Genomic DNA, 16,360 nt, shown 5'->3' on the forward strand with positions numbered 1-16,360 from the left:
CCTCAAAAACAATAGCCTAGGCGCAATTCGCCGTGGAACGCCGCGAGGCGGCAAGGCTCGCACCTTTTCTTTGGCCGATGCTCCGGTCTAGAGTCGCAAATGACTGATTCTCGGGGGATATCCATGCCGGACGATGCGCTTTTTCACCGTACGCAATTGCCTCGGCCCGACGTGACGGCTGAGGAAGCGGCAGCGATCCTCGAAAGTTTCTACGACCTCCGGGGCGACATCAAGGAACTCGGCAGCCAGCAGGACCGCAACTACCGGATCGATACCGGCAGCGCCCGTTACGTCCTGAAGATCTGCCGCGTCGATTATGCCACCGTCGAACTGGAAGCCCAGAATGCGGCGATGCGCCATCTCGCCGCCAAGCCGGACAGCCCGCGCGTGCCGCAGCCGATCCCGGCCAGCAATGGCGAAGACATTCTTTTCCTGGCCGTTGGCGGCGACGAATACCAGGTGCGGCTGCTCTCCTATCTCGACGGCGAGCCGCTGACGCGCCGCAAATATCTGGCGGAACCGGCAGTCGCAGCCCTCGGCGCGATGACGGCACGTATCGCAGTCAATCTCGCCGATTTCACCCATCCCGGCCTCGACCGCGACCTGCAATGGGACCTGCGCCGCGCCGGCCCCGTGGCGCTGCATCTCTTGCAGGCGGTGACCGACCAGCAGGCCCGCGACCGGATCGCCAAGGTCATGGTCGCCGCCGTCCGGCGCATCCAGCCGCTTGGCGACTCCCTGCGCATCCAGCCGATCCACCATGACGTGACCGACGACAACGTCGTCAGCCAGCCGGATGCCAGCGGCCGTCCGATCGTCGATGGCGTCATCGATTTCGGCGATATCGTCAACGGCTGGCTGGTGGCAGACCTGGCCGTGACCTGCGCGGCGCTGCTGCACCACGCCGATGGCGATCCCTTCTTCATTCTGCCGGCCGTCAAGGCCTACCATGCCGTCAACCCGCTGACGGAAACGGAGCTGAAGGTGCTGTGGCCGCTGATCGTCGCCCGCGCCTGCATTCTGATCGCCAGCACCGAGCAGCAGCTCGCCATCGATCCGGATAACGAATACGTCATCGGCAACGCCGCCCATGAACGCGAAATCTTCGAGGTGGCGACCTCGGTGCCGCTGACGCTGATGGAGCATGCAATCTTCGAAGCGGTCGGGCTTCAAACACCCGCCCCGGAGACATCCTCGCTCGGCCTGCTACTACCCGGCGTCAGCCCCGATGCGATCCGTCTGCTGGAACTCGACCTGTTCAGCCCGCATCTGGCGCAGGACAACTGGTCGCGGCCGGGCATCGAACTCAAGCTCCTGGAATCGGCTGCCCGCGAAACCGGCATTGCCGTGACCCGGTACGGCGAATACCGGCTGAGCGAAACGATCCCGAACTCCGCCAGCGAGCCGCAGACCTACGCGCTGCACATGGATATCTGCCTGCCCGCCGGTTTCCAGGCGGCAGCGCCCTTTGCTGGCCGCGTCGAGCGGTATGGCGAGCGCACCGTGCTTGCCGGCGAAACCGTGCGCCTGCATCTGCTCGGCCTCGATTGCCTGCACGAAGCCGGCATGTCGTTGACCGAAGGCGAACCGCTCGGTACGGTGGAAGGCTCCAGCGGCCATTTCGGCCTGCTGCGCATCCAGCTTGCCACCGAAGCGGGGCTGGTGCCGCCCTTCTTCGCGCGTCCGTCGCATGCGTCCGCCTGGTCGCGGCTGTCGCCGTCGCCCTCCCGGCTGCTGGGCGTCGATTGCGACGCGCCACAGCCCAAGAGCGCCGAAATCCTGGAGCGCCGCGAGAGCCATTTCGCCCGGCCGCAGAAAAATTACTACACCCGCCCGCCGCAGATCGAACGCGGCTGGAAACAGCATATGTTCGACGTCACCGGCCGCACCTATCTCGACATGGTCAACAACGTCGCCACCGTCGGCCATGGCCATCCGCGGCTGGCGGAAGCGGTGTACCAGCAATGGTCGATGCTCAACACCAATTCGCGCTTCCACTATGAAGTGGTCGCTGCCTTTTCCGAACGGCTGGCGCGGCTGGCGCCGGACAATCTCGACACCGTCTTCCTCGTCAACAGCGGTTCTGAGGCCAACGATCTGGCGCTCCGGCTTGCCTGGGCCGCCTCCGGCGCCCGCAACATGCTGTGCCTGCTTGAAGGGTATCACGGCTGGACGGTCGGCAGCGACGCCGTCTCCACCTCGATCGCCGACAATCCGCAGGCGCTGACGACCCGGCCGGACTGGGTCCATCCGGTCATGGCGCCCAACACCTATCGCGGCCCCTATCGCGGGCCGGATTCCGCCGCCGATTACGTCGCGGCCGTCCGTCCGACGCTGGACGCGCTGGATGCCAAGGGCGAAAAGCTCGGCGGTTTCATCTGCGAGACGGTCTATGGCAATGCCGGCGGCATCGCGCTTCCGCCGGGTTACCTGCAGGAGATCTACGCCGAGGTGCGCAGGCGCGGCGGCATCTGCATCGCCGACGAGGTGCAGGTCGGCTACGGCCGGCTCGGCCACTACTTTTGGGGTTTTGACCAGCAGGGCGTGGTGCCCGACATCATCACCATCGCCAAGGGCATGGGCGCCGGCCATCCGCTCGGCGCGGTCATCACCAGCCGCGCCATTGCCGATGCGCTGGAGAAGGAGGGTTACTTTTTCTCGTCCGCCGGCGGCAGCCCGGTCAGCTGCGTCGTCGGCATGACGGTGCTCGACATCATGACCGACGAGGAACTGCAGGAAAACGCCCGCGACACCGGCGATTATCTCAAGGCGCGGCTGGAAGCGCTGGGTCAGCGTTTCCCCATCGTCGGCGCCGTCCACGGCATGGGCCTCTATCTCGGACTGGAATTCGTCCGCGACCGTCAGACGCTGCAGCCGGCGACGGAAGAAACCGCCGCCATCTGCGACCGGCTGCTGGCGCTCGGCGTCATCATGCAGCCGACGGGCGACCATCTGAACGTGCTGAAGATCAAGCCGCCGCTCTGCCTGACGCGGGAAAGCGCCGATTTCTTTGCCGATTGCCTGGCGCGGGTGCTGGAAGAGGGCTGGTAAGGGTTACTCGCGGACCTCGAAATCGAAGGTCTTGCCGGCGAAGGGTTCCTTGCGGAAACGGAAGTGCCACCATTCGCGATCGTAGTTGGCAAAACCGGCCTTTTCCATCGCCTTGACTAGCAGCTGGCGGTTTTCAGAGGCTTGCTTGCTGACGGCTTTCGAGCGTGTGTGGCTGCGCGGATCGAAAAAGTCGAAATCCGTGCCCATGTCGAGCGCTTCGAAACCCGTTGACGTCAACCGCCCAAGGGTCAGGTCGATGCTTCCGCCGCTGGAATGGCCCGAGCGGGCGGCGATGTAGCCTTTGGCGATCAGCTTGTTGCGCGCCACATCGGGATAATAATCCGGATCGGGCTTGCCTTTTTCCGATGCCCATTCGACGAAAAATTTCACCGCACGCGCCGGGCGATAACAATCGAAGACCTGCAGCCCAAGCTGCTGCGGCTTCAATGCCGCCTGCGCCTCGGCCAGGGCTTTTGCCACCGGCTCCGCCAGGATGCAGGCCGGCGACACATAGCCGGGAACCACGCTGCGGGTAAAATTGCCGTTGGTGGCATAGCGGATATCCTGCCGGATCGTCGGATCGACGGCGCGCAGGGCAACAAATCCCTCCGGCCGTTCCACTGCCGCGGCAAAAGAGCCGACCGCCATGCCGAGCGTAAGGGCAAGCATGGCCGAACACCTTCTCATCGAAGATCCAGTCCGGATATGGCGGTGTCCTGATATTTCCAGCCCGGATAGACGGAAGAAATGGTCAGCACCAGCCACTTCGTCTTTTCCGGCAACGACATGCCGATGGTCTGCCAGTCCCTTTCATCCCTCAGTGCGATGCTTTGCCGGTCGCCGCGGGATGTCGAAAGGCTAAAATTGCGCACACGGCTGTTCTTTTCGAACAGGTCGGCATTCTTGCCGTAGCCGTTGGCAACCTCCATGCCGGAAATCGATACCGGCGCGTCGAACTCGATGGCGATGTATTCACCAATGCCGTCCCCGGCAGCACCTTCGACCCAGGCCGTGCTGCCTCTGCCGTCCGTGAGGTTGACCGAGCCGTAGCGGCTGCCCAGTTGCGGCTCGAGGATCGAGCTGACGCAGACTGTCGCCGAACCGACGGTGAAAATCTGCCGCTGGCAGCTTTCTCCGCTGCGGGCCGGACGGACGGCGAAGACGGGTTCCGCCTCGTCAGGCATGTCCGGTTCGGCCTCCTCGGGCATATCGGGTTCGCTCGTTGCGTCCGGCAGCCGCAGTTCCCTCGTGGAATTCGGCACCGGTTGCGCGTTCGGATCGTCCGCAGCCATGGCCGAAAACGCCATGCCGACCAAAAGGCACACCACTGCGCCAGCAGCCATTCGCCCCGTCATCGAGAAATTGCCAAGCATCGTCCCAATTCTCCTGAAGAAGTCACCGGACAAGGGTTGTAAAAATCTCTTCTGTCTTCTTCAAACGTTTTCCGGTCCGGTTTTCATCCAAATTTAATGCGCCTTGCAGGCGGCAACCGCGCCGGACAGGCCGTCGATGATCGGGCAATCCGGGCGATTGTCGCCATGGCAATGGTCGACGAGGTGCCGCAGCGCCTCGCGCAGGCTGGTGAGTTCCGCAAGCTTGCGGTCGATATCGTCGAGCTTGGCTTCGGCAATCGCCTTCACCTCCGCGCTTGCCCGCTGCTTGTCGTCATAAAGCGAGAGAAGCTGCCGGCATTCCTCGACGCTGAAACCGAGATTGCGCGAGCGGTGGACGAATTGCAGCCGGTTCACATCCGCGGCGGAATAGTCGCGATAACCGTTTGCGGCGCGATCTGCCTTGAGAAGGCCGATTTCTTCGTAATAACGGATGGTCTTGGCCGGAAGGCCGGATTTGCGCGCGGCGCTGCCGATGTTCATGGCGTATCTCCCTGTCGAGTGCCCACGAGGATATTTCGTTTCTTCTTGCGCAATTCCGGACGCAAAACCGTTGCGCACGTTTGCTGGAATTGCTTTAAACCTTCCAGTATCTGGAAGGTCAACCGCCATCCTTCAAGGTATAGGGCCGGCGATTTCCGCCGCCAAGCTTGCCCGCCGCAGCCGAAACGTATAATGCGACGGGATTGACCGCGAAAAAACGAACGGAAAGCTTGTTTTGAGCCAGGTGGGCAGAAACGTGAGAGCGAGGACGGCGAGGCTGCGGCGCGCCCTGATCTCGCCTGCGCCGCTCGCGCCGAGTTTCCTGGTTTTCCTCTTCGCGATCTTCAGCTTCACCCTCGGCAACGTCCAGGTCATCCATTCCGCCGCACGCGCCGGTTCGACCGGCACGGAACGGACGACACAAGGGTCCCAGGTCGCAACACGCGACGCCAATCGCCTGGTGCTGGTCGCCGAGCGCAAGGACCTGCCGCAGACCGGCTGGAACGGTGACGAGCCGATCCTGCCTCCCGGCCAGGTTCTTCTCTACCTTCTCCCCGGCAAGGCTGCGGAAGGCATCGTGGCGGTGTCACCCGCCCGGCTGCATCCCGATCCGCACGGATTTCTGCCCCGCGGCCCGCCGACGATCGCCTGAGCGCGGCGCCTGGCGCCCCCTGCCATCTTCCTTTTCAGCCGGCCGTGAACAAAGCGGTTGGCAATCGTCTTTTCAAGGACTTCTCCATGCGCAATTCACCCTGGCTGGTGATGACCTATGCGATCATTATCGTGATCGGCATTCTCGTCGCCCTCCCGAACGTCGTTTCCAAGGAAACGCTGGAAAAATTCCCCTCCTGGCTGCCGCATAACCAGGTTTCCCTCGGTCTCGACCTGCGCGGCGGCTCGCATCTGGTTCTCGAAGTGGATGCGGCCGATCTCGTCAAGGAGCGGCTGCAGAGCCTGATCCAGGATTCCCGCCGCACGCTGCGCGAAGCCAACATCCAGAACACCTCCGTTCGCCGCGTCCAGGATTACCTGCTGATCACGCTGACGGATGCCAGCCAGCGCCAGGCCGCCATCGACGCCCTGACCAAGCTGTCCAATCCTGTCGGCATCGGCCTCACCGCCGGGCAGTCCGATCTGGCGATTACCGCAGACGGTGAGAGCGGTGTCCGCATGGCCATGACGCCGGCCGGCCTGGAGCACAATATCAGCGCTGCCGTCGAGCAGAGCCTTGAAATCATCCGCCAGCGTGTCGACCAGGTCGGCGTGTCCGAACCGACGATCCAGCGCGTCGGCGGCAACCGCGTGCTCGTCCAGCTTCCGGGCGCCGAAGATCCGTCGCAGCTGCGCCGCCTTCTCGGCTCGACCGCCAAGATGAGCTTCCACATGCTGGGCAACCAGGGCGAACGCGGCGTCACCGTGCTGAAGGACGAGGAAGGCGCCAGCTATCCGATCCAGGACCGCGTCGAACTCTCCGGCGACCGCCTGTCGGATGCCCGTGTCTCCTTCGATCCGAACACCCAGGAGCCGGTGGTCAACTTCCGCTTCGACAATGCCGGCGCCGTCCGCTTTGCCGATATCACCCGCGCCAATGTCGGCAAGCCTTTCGCCATCGTCCTCGACGACAAGGTCTTGAGCGCTCCGGTCATCCGCGAGCCGATCACCGGCGGTTCCGGCCAGATCTCCGGCAATTTCTCGGTGCAGAGCGCCAACACGCTCGCCGCCCTGCTGCGCGCCGGCGCCCTGCCCGCCAAGCTGACCGTCATCGAAGAACGCACCGTCGGTGCCGACCTCGGCAGCGACGCCATCCGCATGGGCGTCTATACCGGCCTTCTCGGCTTCGCCTTCGTCGTCGCCTTCATGTTCGTGCTTTACGGCGCATGGGGCATTCTCGCCAACTTCGCGCTGGCGCTGAACGTCATCCTGACCTTCGCCGGCCTGACGCTGATCGGTGCAACACTGACGCTGCCCGGCATCGCCGGTATCGTGCTCGGCATCGGCCTCGCGGTCGACGCCAACGTTCTCATCAACGAACGCATCAAGGAAGAGACGCGCAAGGGCCGAACGGTGTTCGGCGCCATCGACGCCGGCTTCAAGCGCGCTTACTCCACCATCGTCGACAGTAACGTCACGGCGCTGATCGCCACCGTGCTGCTGTTCTGGTTCGGCTCCGGTCCGGTGCGCGGCTTCGCCGTCACCATGGGCCTCGGCATCGCCATCTCGATGTTCACGGCCGTTTCGATCGTCCGCGTCGCCATGATCTTCATCGCCGGCCGCTACAAGCTGAAGTCGATCAAGATCAAGCCGCTGCTGCCGTTCAACCTCATCCCCGACGGTACGCACATCAACTTCATGAAGAGCCGGTTCATCGGCCTCAGCGTTTCCGCTTTTCTCTCCATCGCCTCGATCATCCTGTTCATCACGCCGGGCCTCAACTACGGCGTCGATTTCCGCGGCGGCATCCAGATGGAAGTCGTCACCCAGCAGCCGGCGGATCTTGCCAAGTTCCGCGCAGGTCTCGACGAGCTTGGCCTCGGCGAAGTGGCGCTGCAGGAATTCGGCGATGCCAACCACGTGCTCGTTCGCGTCGAACGCCAGCCGGGCGGCGAGGAAGCACAGACGGCGGCCGTCGAACACCTGAAGGCCGAAGTCGTCAAGATCGAGCCGACCGCCAAGGTCGAACGCACGGAAGTCGTCGGCCCGAAGGTCAGCGGCGAGCTGGCAACGGCCGGCATCCTCTCCGTCGTGCTCGCCAGCCTGGCGATGCTCGTCTACATCTGGGTGCGGTTCGAATGGCCATTCGCCGTTGGTGCCATCGTCACCCTTGTGCTCGACGTGACGAAAACCATCGGCTTCTTCGCGCTGACCGGGCTCGACTTCAACCTGACGGCCATCGCCGCGCTGCTCACGCTTGTCGGCTACTCGGTCAACGACAAGGTGGTGGTCTACGACCGAATGCGTGAAAACATGCGCCTCTACAAGGCAATGCCGCTGCGCGAGCTGATCGACCTGTCGATCAACGAAACGCTGGCACGAAGCCTCTACACCTCGGTCACCGCCTTCCTGGCGATGCTGCCGATGGCGATCTGGGGCGGCAGCGCAGTGGAAAGCTTCGCCGTGCCGATGGTCTTCGGTATCGTCGTCGCCGCATCGTCGTCGGTGTTCATCGCCGCGCCGATCCTGCTGTTCCTCGGCGACTGGCGGACGGCCCGCCGTAAGCGCGTCGAGGCGGAGACCCCGACGGAAGAAGCAACCGCCTAAAGGCGGGAACATTGCGCCCACAAGGCGAGTTACTCCATGGTGCGGCCGTCCTGAGAGGCGGCCGCAGTCCACGACCGGCCCGCACCTGCGTTTGGCGCAGAGACATGCGATCCGGCCAACCAATGGAGACATTTGATGGACCCGATCCGAATCCCCTGGAAATCCTGGGTCGTCGTCTGCGACGGCGCAAAGGCGCTCATCCTGCGCAACGACGGCGATGCCGACCTCATCAACCTCAAGGTCGTCGATACGCTGACACAGCCCAACGACAAGACCAGCGAGATCGGCACAGACCGGCCCGGCCGCGCCTACTCCCCGCCCGGCGTTTCCCGCAGCGCGATGGAAGAGACGGACTGGCATGCCCAGGCCGAGGAGGATTTCCTCAAGGAGGTCGCCGGCAGGATCACGGACATCGCCAGCAAGGCCGAAACGCAACGCATCGTCCTTGTCGCGCCGCCGACGGCGCTGGGCATTCTGCGGCAATCGCTTGGGCCAGCGGCCGGCACGGCCATCACGGCGGAAATCCCCAAGGACTATGCCCAGATGCCGGTTCCTGAAATCGAAAAGAACCTGTTGCGGCTGGCGGCCTGACCTATCCGCCCTTCATTTCCCTTGGCGCGCCGTCACTCACCGGCGCGCTTTTTTTTCGACCAAGCGGACGCTTTCCGCCTGCGGAGAGCTTTCACGCAGTTACGATTTTGGTCTAGATCCTCCTAAACGACTGAGGAGGACTGGCAGATGCAGGCACACGAACAGCGGATGCGGCTCGACGACACCGACCGCGCCTACACGGTGCTGATCGCCGACCTGGTCGGCCTGACATTCGGCCCCGACGGCAAGCCCGATCCCGGCGAGGTTCGTGCTTATATCGAGGAAAAAGGCGGTGTCTTTCACGCCGGTCCGCTCGACAGCGCAGGCGCCCTGCAGGCCGGCGCCATCCATTTCTTCTACCAGCCGGACCTGAGCGCGGAAGCCGAACTTCTCGCTGAAACTGCCGATGGCCGCTACGACGCCTTGATTGCGGCGGCGACCTTCATCCCCAAGGCCGCGCGTTTCGATCTCGGCGGCGTCCGCATCGGTGCGGGAACGGGCAACATGGGTTCTGCCTCCTGGGGCGGCGGCAACGGCGAGGGCGGCATCGCTCCCCTGATGAACACGCCGGGCTTCAACAGCCGGGCCACGGCGCAGATGGTCATGAAGGCGATCCTCAAGGTCTCGCCGGACCTGCCGGTCGACCGGCTGCATGCGCTGGTCGCCGCCGGCGATTTCGACACCGGCCGGCAGTTACGCGATTTTCCGACGGAAAAACTCGAAGGCAAGCGGCTCGCCGTCATCGGCTACGGCAATATCGGCCGCGAGGTCGCCAAGCTCGGACGGGCTTTTGGCATGACCGTGACGATCTACGCCCGCGAACGGCATCGGTCCTGGATCGAGTCGGAAGGTTTCGACTATGCGTCCACCACCGTCGAGGCGGCGCGTGGCGCGCATTTCCTCAGTGTCCATACCGGTCTAGGCGGCGTTGGAGCGGACGGGCGCTACGCCAATGCCGGCCTGATCGGTGAGGAGGTGCTGAACGCCTTGGCCGAAGGCGCCGTGCTGGTCAATTACGACCGCGGCGAAGTCGTGGATACGGGCGCGCTCGACGCAGCCCTTGCCAGCGGCAGGGTGCGGCATGCGGCCATCGATGCCGACCTGTTCAAGAATGCCGTCACCGGCGAACTGTCCGGCCCGATGCTGCCCTATCTGCCGCTGGCAACGCGCCACCCCGGCAAGACGGAACTTTTGCCGCATGCCGCGGCCGATACGGATCATCCCTCCCGCGTTGCCGGCGCCAAGCAGGCCGTCGACCAGATCTTCGACGTCATCCGCCATCGGCGCGTGATGAACCGCAAGGGCACGTTGCCCGACGGTTTCGTCGATGCCGGCAGCAAGAGTGCAGCGGGTGTCGGCAAGGTAACGGCGCAGCATGTTGCTACTGTGGCTGCGGACCCCGCCATCATCGCCGAACTGCGCAGCCTTGCCGAGCAATCGGCCGCCATCTGGAGCGCGCTGGCGGCCGCGGGCGACGGGGCAGGGCGCCTATCCCTTGCCACCGCGCAGGCACAAGACCTGCTACGGCTCTCGAACCGCTACGTCACGCTGCTGCAGTCGAAAGGCTTGCAGGGACCTGCCGAGGAATAGAGCATTTTATCTCTACGCAATTCCGGACGCAAAACCGCTGCGCACTTTTGCTGGAATTGCTCCAAACCTCAGCTTTCCGGAATATTCTCGCGAAAAATCACCTGCAGCCGCGGCGGGTGGTAATCGATCGCCTGGCCGCGAACGGCGCGGCTCAGCATCGACAGCGCCTCGCGGGCCTCGACACGCGGGTTCTGGTCGATGATGGCATCGATGGTGCCGTTAAGCAGCAGGCTCTTGTTGTGCTCGGTCAGTTCGTGGCCGACGAAGATGATGTTTTTCGCCCGGCCGATTTCCGCCAGCGCCTGGCCGATGCCGGTGTTGCCGGCGCCGATATTATAGATGCCGGCGAGATCCGGATGGCGCTTGAACAGGCCCATGGCCTCCTCGTATGCCTTGGTGCGGTCGTCGCGGATTTCCCGCAATTCGACGATTTCCAGATCGGGAAAATCCTCGCCGATGATGTGGCGAAAGCCCATCTCGCGCTCCTCGTGGCCACGATAGGACAACGAGCCGGCAAACAGCGCGATCTTGCGCTTGACGCCGCTGCCGAGAAAACGTCCGAGCAGGTAGCCGCCGAGACGCCCGGCCGCACGATTATCGATGCCGATATAACCGATGCGCGACACATGCAGGATGTCGGAGACGAGCGTGACGATCGATACGCCGGAGGCGGCCAGCGACCGCATCGCCTCGCGCACGGTCGGATGGTCGAGCGCGATGACGCCGACGCCCATGGTCTGTCCCTGCAGGTCATGCAGCGTCTGTGCCAGCGTATCGGGATTGAAGCCTTCGATGGAATGGATGTGAACGTCGAGGTCCGGCTGCGCCGCCGCCTGCTTTTCCAGCTGATGCAGCAGGTTGGCGATGAAGGTGTTGGTGCCGGCCGGCAGCACGAAATCCAGCCGCACGCGCGTCTCCGTCATCAACGCCGGCGCGCCGTTGCCGAGATAACCTAGCCTGCGGGCCGTTTCGATGACGATCTCACGCGTCCGTTCCTTGACGCCGGAGCGGTTGTTCAGCACCCGGTCCACGGTCGCGCTCGAAACACCAGCCTCGCGGGCGATGTCCGTCAATGTTGATCGCAAAGCGATTCCCTTCCGCCAAATGATGTAAATTGATGTATTTCCATTTTGGCGCGATGCAAGGGGTCATTCGAGCAATTCGCTCGAATTCTTTCGTATAGCCTATTGTTTTTCACCGAAAAAATCTCCTCCTCCTCAAATCCATCACCTCCATGATGGGTTTGAGACTCCCATCAACATCATTATTGAAGAATTTTATGATGTAAAATGATTTATTATGATGTTGACTTCGATCATTTTGCGCGTCAATAATCCGCGCACATCGGCAGAGGAGGAATGCTGCCGGATGGGGAGGAGCTCAATATGTCTAATCTGATCCGCATGTCGCGGCGCAGCCTGCTGTCGACCGGCGCCAAGGCTTTCGCGCTGACCGCCGCCGCCGGCATCGCGCCGCAATTCATTCGTCCGGGCCGCGCTTACGCAGCCGACGCGCTTGCCGAAGGTATGATCGGCGGCCCGACCGGCTTTGCCGGCGCCGAGCGCTACCAGTACGGCGCCGAGACGCCGGAAGGCCGCGCCATCGAGGCCATCAAGGCGCTGAAGGGTGCCGGCAAGGCGCCGGACAAGATCGTTCTCGGCCTGTCCGACGGCTCGATCGGCCAGCTGACGCAGCCGTTCCCGGCCGGCGCACCGTCGATCAAGGAACTGTGGGAGAAAGAAACCGGCATCACGCTCGACATCGTCGGCGTGCCGAACGGCCAGGAATTCACCAAGACGATGCAGGACATCTCCACCAAGGGTGGGGCGTTCGACATCTACGCCGTCGAATGGAACCGCCTCGGCGACCTCGCGGAAACCGGCGGCATCATTCCGCTCGACGATTTCGTCTCGGCCCACAAGCCGGAATGGGATGACCCGGAGCGCGGTTACGTCAACGGCGCCAAGGGCGTTTCGCTGCTCAACCAGTATCGTGGCTCGACCTACGGCGTCTCGCTCGACGGCGACTTCCAGACCTGGAACTACCGCACCGACCTGTTCAACGACGAAAAAGAGAAGAAGGCCTTCGCCGATCAGCACGGCTACGAACTGGCAGCGCCGCGGACCTGGAAGCAGCTCGACGAAGTCGCAGCCTTCTTCCACCGCCCGGACCAGGGCCTGTTCGGCTGCACCGACCTGCGCAACCAGGGTTGGGGCTACACCAACTGGTATCAGCGCTACGTTTCGATGGGTTCGCCCAACCAGTTCCTGTTCGGCGACGACGGCAAGCCGCTGATCAACTCGGAAGCCGGTTTCCAGGCAACGCAGGAATATGTCGACTCGCTGTCCTACCACTCGCCGGACGCCATTTCCTGGGGCTGGCCGGAACAGTACGGCAACTTCGCCTCCGCCGGCGCTGCCATGACCTGCGCCTTCTCCAACCTGCCGAAATTCCTCGACAACAAGGCGAACGAAGGCTCGAAGGTCACCGGCAAGATCGGCTCGATGCTGCCGCCCGGCCGCGAAATCGACGGCCAGCTGGTGCGCCGCTCGGTGCTGTGGCTCAACCTCTCGGCCTCGGTTTCGTCGCAGAGCAAGCATCCGGAAGCCTGCTACCTGCTGCTGCAGTGGCTCGGCTCCAGCCGCATCTATTCGTGGATGACGGCCAATCCGGGCGGCTACTTCGACCCCTTCCAGCTGTCGAACTTCGCCGATCCGCTGGTGCGCGAAACCTATCACGACTACCACATGGACGTGGTGCGCGACACGGTGGCCCGCACGGTGCCGACCATCAACTATCCGGGTGCCACGGCCTTCCACAATGCGCTTGACGAAAACCTCGTCGCCGCATTGACCAAGGCGAAGACGCCGGAAGAAGCGATGGCGGACACCGAAAAGCAGTGGACGCGTATTGCCCGCCGCATCGGCGAGGACAAGCTGATCTCGGCCGTCAAGGCCAACAAGGAGGCTTGGCCCACCGTGCTCGACTCCGTCACCGGCTAAGCCGACCGCTGATCGTCGGGATGCCGGCCGGGAAAAATTCCCGCCGGCATCCCGGACCCTTGCACCGATGCTGCTGTAGATCCGATGAACCGCTCCATACCCTTTGAAATCTTCCGCTATGCGGCGATCCTTCTGGCGCTGGCCGTCACCTTGATCCCGACGCTCTGGATGGCCTCGATGGCCTTCAAGCCGATCGCGGAATGGTCGGCCACCGGCGCCGATCTCACCTGGTGGCCCAAGGCGCCGACGCTCGACAATTTCCGCTTCATCTTCGGCACCTCGACCAGCGACCTGATCGTCGCGCTCGACCGCACCGCCGGCAAGCCGATCCTGTCGTCGCTGCTGTCGGCCGTCTTCGGCACGATCATCGCAATGGTTTGCGGCACGTCTGCGGCCTACGGCCTGTCGCGCTTCAGCTCCGGGCAGAACCTGCCGCTGGCGCTGATCCAGTTGCGTCTCTTCCCGCCGATGGCGGTGATGATTCCCGTGATGATCATGTGGGCCTTCTTCGGGCTGGTCGATACCTGGTGGGGCCTGGCGCTGATCTACGGCATCGTCACCTTGCCCTTCGCCTTCTGGCTGATGAAGACCTTCTTCGACGACATGCCGCGCGAAATCGAGGATGCGGCGCTTGTCGAAGGCTGCTCGCGGATGCGGGTGTTCATGAAGATCACCCTGCCGATGATGCGCCCGGCGCTCGCCAGCTCCGCCCTCTTCGTCTTCATCCTCAACTGGTCCGACTATCTCATCGCCCTGCTTCTGACGACCCGCGAATGGGTGACGATCCCGGTCTACATGGCCTCGCTGTCGTCGTCGATGACCGGCCAGCTCTACGGCGCCAAGGCCGCCCTCGGCCTCATCGCCGCCGTTCCGCCCGTCATCATGGGCATCGCCATCCAGAAACATCTGGTCCGCGGACTGACCTTCGGAGCGCTGAAACAATGAACGCGCTGGTAACTGAGGAGAAAATGCCCGTGGCCAACGATATCGCCAGGACAGAACCCCACGCCGAAGATGGCGGACGCCGGCTCGGCTTCATGCTGACGCTGCCCGCGCAGATCCTCGTGCTGTTCATCGCCGTGTTCCCGCTGCTGATGCAGCTCTATATCAGCCTGACCGACTGGTCGCCGCTCGACGGCGTCAGCTGGTGGCAGGCCTACGAATCCTGGAACAGCTTTGCCAACTACACCGACCTGATGGGCGACACCCGCTTCTGGAACGCCCTCGGACGCACGGCGCTGGTGATGGCGATCTGCGTGCCGGCGGAATTCCTGCTCGGCCTCGGCCTCGCCATCCTGTTCATGGACGATTTCGCCGGCAAGCGGGTGTTCTATTCGATCATGCTGATCCCGATGATGGTCGTTCCTGCCGTCGCCGGCTACATGTTCTTCATGCTGTTCCAGTCGGGCGGGCCGATCAACGACATCCTGTCGACGCTGACCGGCCAGCCGATCACGCTCGCCTGGCTGTCCAACCCGACAACCGCGCTGATTGCCGTGATGATCGCCGATATCTGGCAATGGACGCCGCTGATGTTCCTCATCCTGCTCGCCGGCCTCGTCGGCGTACCGGAGGACCAGGTGCGGGCCGCCACATTGCTCGGCGCCTCCTGGTGGCAGCGTTTCCGCACCATCGTGCTGCCGAAGATGAAGACCATCATCATCATCGCACTCGCCATCCGCGTCATCGAGAATTTCAAGATCTTCGACACGCTCTATATCATGACCGGCGGTGGCCCCGGCGTCGCCACCGAAACCATCTCCGTCTACATCTACAAGGTGACGCAGAACGACCTGATCTGGGGTTATGTCGCGGCGATCGCCCTTGTCATCCTCATCGCGCTCTCCATCGTCGTATCGCTGGCGATCAGCCGGATGAACCGGAAGGAAGCCTGATCCATGACCTCGATCCACCTCAACAACCTCGTCAAGAAGTTCGGGGCCTTCACGGCGCTGAAGACCATGGACCTGGAAATCCGCGACGGCGAATTCATGGCGCTGCTCGGTCCTTCCGGCTGCGGCAAGTCCACCACCATGAACATGATCGCCGGCATGGAAGAACCCTCCGAAGGCAAGATCCTGTTCGACGGCCGCGACATGAACGGCGTGCCGATGGGCCGCCGCGGTGTCGGTTTCGTCTTCCAGAACTATGCGATCTTCACGCATATGAGCGTTTACGACAATCTGGCCTACGGCCTGAAGGTCACCGGCGTCGCCAGCAGCGAAGTCGACCGCCGCGTCAAGGCGATCGCCGATTTCCTGCAGCTGACGCCGATGCTGAAGCAGCCTTCGGCAAAGCTGTCGGTCAATATCCTGCAGCGCCTGGCGATCGGCCGCTCGGCCATCGTCGAACCGGCGATCTTCCTGCTCGACGAGCCGCTGTCCAACGTCGATGCCGCCTTCCGTGCCGTCATGCGCACCGAACTCAAGCACCTGCAGCGGCAGTTCAAGCAGACGATGGTCTACGTCACCCACGACCAGCTGGAGGCGATGACCATGGCCGACCGCATCGCCGTCATGGACCACGGTGTCCTGCAGCAGGTCGGCACGCCGCTCGAGGTCTACAACAACCCCAACAATCTCTTCGTCGCCAGCTTCATCGGCTCGCCGGGCATGAACCTGATCAAGGGCAAGCTCGCCGACAGCGATCGCGGCCTGATCGTCGATCTCGGCGGCCTCGGCCGCAGCGCGCCGCTGGATGCGGCGCTTGCTGCAGCCGCCCGCAAGGCCGGCGTGCAGGACGTCGTCTACGGCTTCCGTCCGGAACGGGCGACGCTTTCGGCTGCCGGCGAGGGTCTGGCTTTGCCGGTGACCTTCGTCGAGCGCATCGGCGCACGCACGGTCGTCCATCTCGGCGACGGCGAGCAGCGGGTCAAGGCGGTGTTCGACAACGACGTCTCGGTGGAGAACGGCGGCACGGCCCATATCGCCGTCGAAGCCGGTTCGGTCCGTCTCTTCGACGCCCAGAGCGGCGCCAGCATCAAGGGAGAATGAC

At 63.5% G+C, this 16,360-nt stretch carries 12 protein-coding genes and 1 pseudogene; 9 read left to right on the forward strand and 4 right to left on the reverse strand.

Annotation, left to right across the window (positions count from 1 at the left end):
• The first annotated feature begins 123 nt into the window (after window positions 1–123).
• Window positions 124–3,051, forward strand: coding sequence for an aminotransferase (locus ACSQ3I_RS14325; RefSeq protein ID WP_436000233.1), 2,928 nt, complete (start codon window positions 124–126; stop codon window positions 3,049–3,051).
• Between the two features lie 3 nt (window positions 3,052–3,054).
• On the opposite strand, the gene ACSQ3I_RS14330 is transcribed toward ACSQ3I_RS14325, so the two are convergent.
• The 3 genes from ACSQ3I_RS14330 to cueR all read right to left on the reverse strand — a co-directional run bounded on the left by ACSQ3I_RS14330 (window position 3,055) and on the right by cueR (window position 4,925).
• Window positions 3,055–3,720, reverse strand: a complete 666-nt coding sequence (locus ACSQ3I_RS14330) for a M15 family metallopeptidase (protein WP_435999928.1) — start codon at window positions 3,718–3,720, stop codon at window positions 3,055–3,057.
• A gap of 14 nt (window positions 3,721–3,734) precedes the next feature.
• A complete protein-coding gene (locus ACSQ3I_RS14335) occupies window positions 3,735–4,424 on the reverse strand; it encodes an NADase-type glycan-binding domain-containing protein (protein WP_435999930.1) in 690 nt (229 codons plus the stop codon).
• A 93-nt stretch (window positions 4,425–4,517) separates the two neighbouring features.
• Window positions 4,518–4,925, reverse strand: a complete 408-nt coding sequence (gene cueR, locus ACSQ3I_RS14340) for a Cu(I)-responsive transcriptional regulator (RefSeq protein WP_435999932.1) — start codon at window positions 4,923–4,925, stop codon at window positions 4,518–4,520.
• Window positions 4,926–5,181: 256 nt separating this feature from the next.
• Between cueR and ACSQ3I_RS14345 the strand changes: the two genes are divergently transcribed.
• The 4 genes and pseudogenes from ACSQ3I_RS14345 to ACSQ3I_RS14360 form a co-directional block, all read left to right on the forward strand.
• Window positions 5,182–5,577 carry a hypothetical protein gene (locus ACSQ3I_RS14345; protein ID WP_435999934.1) on the forward strand — a complete coding sequence of 132 codons (396 nt, stop codon included), beginning with the start codon at window positions 5,182–5,184 and terminating at the stop codon, window positions 5,575–5,577.
• Between the two features lie 86 nt (window positions 5,578–5,663).
• A complete protein-coding gene (secD, locus tag ACSQ3I_RS14350; RefSeq protein WP_435999936.1) occupies window positions 5,664–8,183 on the forward strand; it encodes a protein translocase subunit SecD in 2,520 nt (839 codons plus the stop codon).
• A gap of 135 nt (window positions 8,184–8,318) precedes the next feature.
• Window positions 8,319–8,774 (forward strand): baeRF12 domain-containing protein, encoded by a 456-nt coding sequence (locus tag ACSQ3I_RS14355; RefSeq protein WP_435999937.1) that lies wholly within the window; start codon window positions 8,319–8,321, stop codon window positions 8,772–8,774.
• A 168-nt stretch (window positions 8,775–8,942) separates the two neighbouring features.
• Window positions 8,943–10,364: pseudogene (locus tag ACSQ3I_RS14360) on the forward strand (NAD(P)-dependent oxidoreductase); the annotation flags it as partial.
• Between the two features lie 68 nt (window positions 10,365–10,432).
• On the opposite strand, the gene ACSQ3I_RS14365 reads toward ACSQ3I_RS14360, so the two are convergent.
• Complete coding sequence (locus tag ACSQ3I_RS14365; protein WP_435999939.1) at window positions 10,433–11,449, reverse strand: LacI family DNA-binding transcriptional regulator; 1,017 nt, start codon at window positions 11,447–11,449, stop codon at window positions 10,433–10,435.
• Window positions 11,450–11,749: 300 nt separating this feature from the next.
• Here ACSQ3I_RS14365 and ACSQ3I_RS14370 point away from each other — a divergent pair, with 300 nt between their 5' ends.
• The 4 genes from ACSQ3I_RS14370 (at window position 11,750) to ACSQ3I_RS14385 (ending at window position 16,359) form a co-directional block, all read left to right on the forward strand.
• Entirely contained in the window at window positions 11,750–13,366 is a 1,617-nt protein-coding gene (locus tag ACSQ3I_RS14370; protein WP_435999941.1) for an extracellular solute-binding protein, read from the forward strand.
• An 84-nt stretch (window positions 13,367–13,450) separates the two neighbouring features.
• Window positions 13,451–14,311 carry a carbohydrate ABC transporter permease gene (locus ACSQ3I_RS14375; protein ID WP_435999943.1) on the forward strand — a complete coding sequence of 287 codons (861 nt, stop codon included), beginning with the start codon at window positions 13,451–13,453 and terminating at the stop codon, window positions 14,309–14,311.
• 23 nt (window positions 14,312–14,334) lie between these two features.
• Window positions 14,335–15,261 (forward strand): carbohydrate ABC transporter permease, encoded by a 927-nt coding sequence (locus ACSQ3I_RS14380; protein ID WP_435999945.1) that lies wholly within the window; start codon window positions 14,335–14,337, stop codon window positions 15,259–15,261.
• Window positions 15,262–15,264: 3 nt separating this feature from the next.
• Window positions 15,265–16,359: an ABC transporter ATP-binding protein gene (locus ACSQ3I_RS14385; RefSeq protein ID WP_435999947.1), complete on the forward strand. Its 1,095-nt coding sequence runs from the start codon at window positions 15,265–15,267 to the stop codon at window positions 16,357–16,359.
• Window position 16,360 lies beyond the last annotated feature (1 nt).

Source organism: Rhizobium sp. LjRoot30, assembly GCF_964253915.1.
Taxonomy (GTDB): domain Bacteria; phylum Pseudomonadota; class Alphaproteobacteria; order Rhizobiales; family Rhizobiaceae; genus Metarhizobium.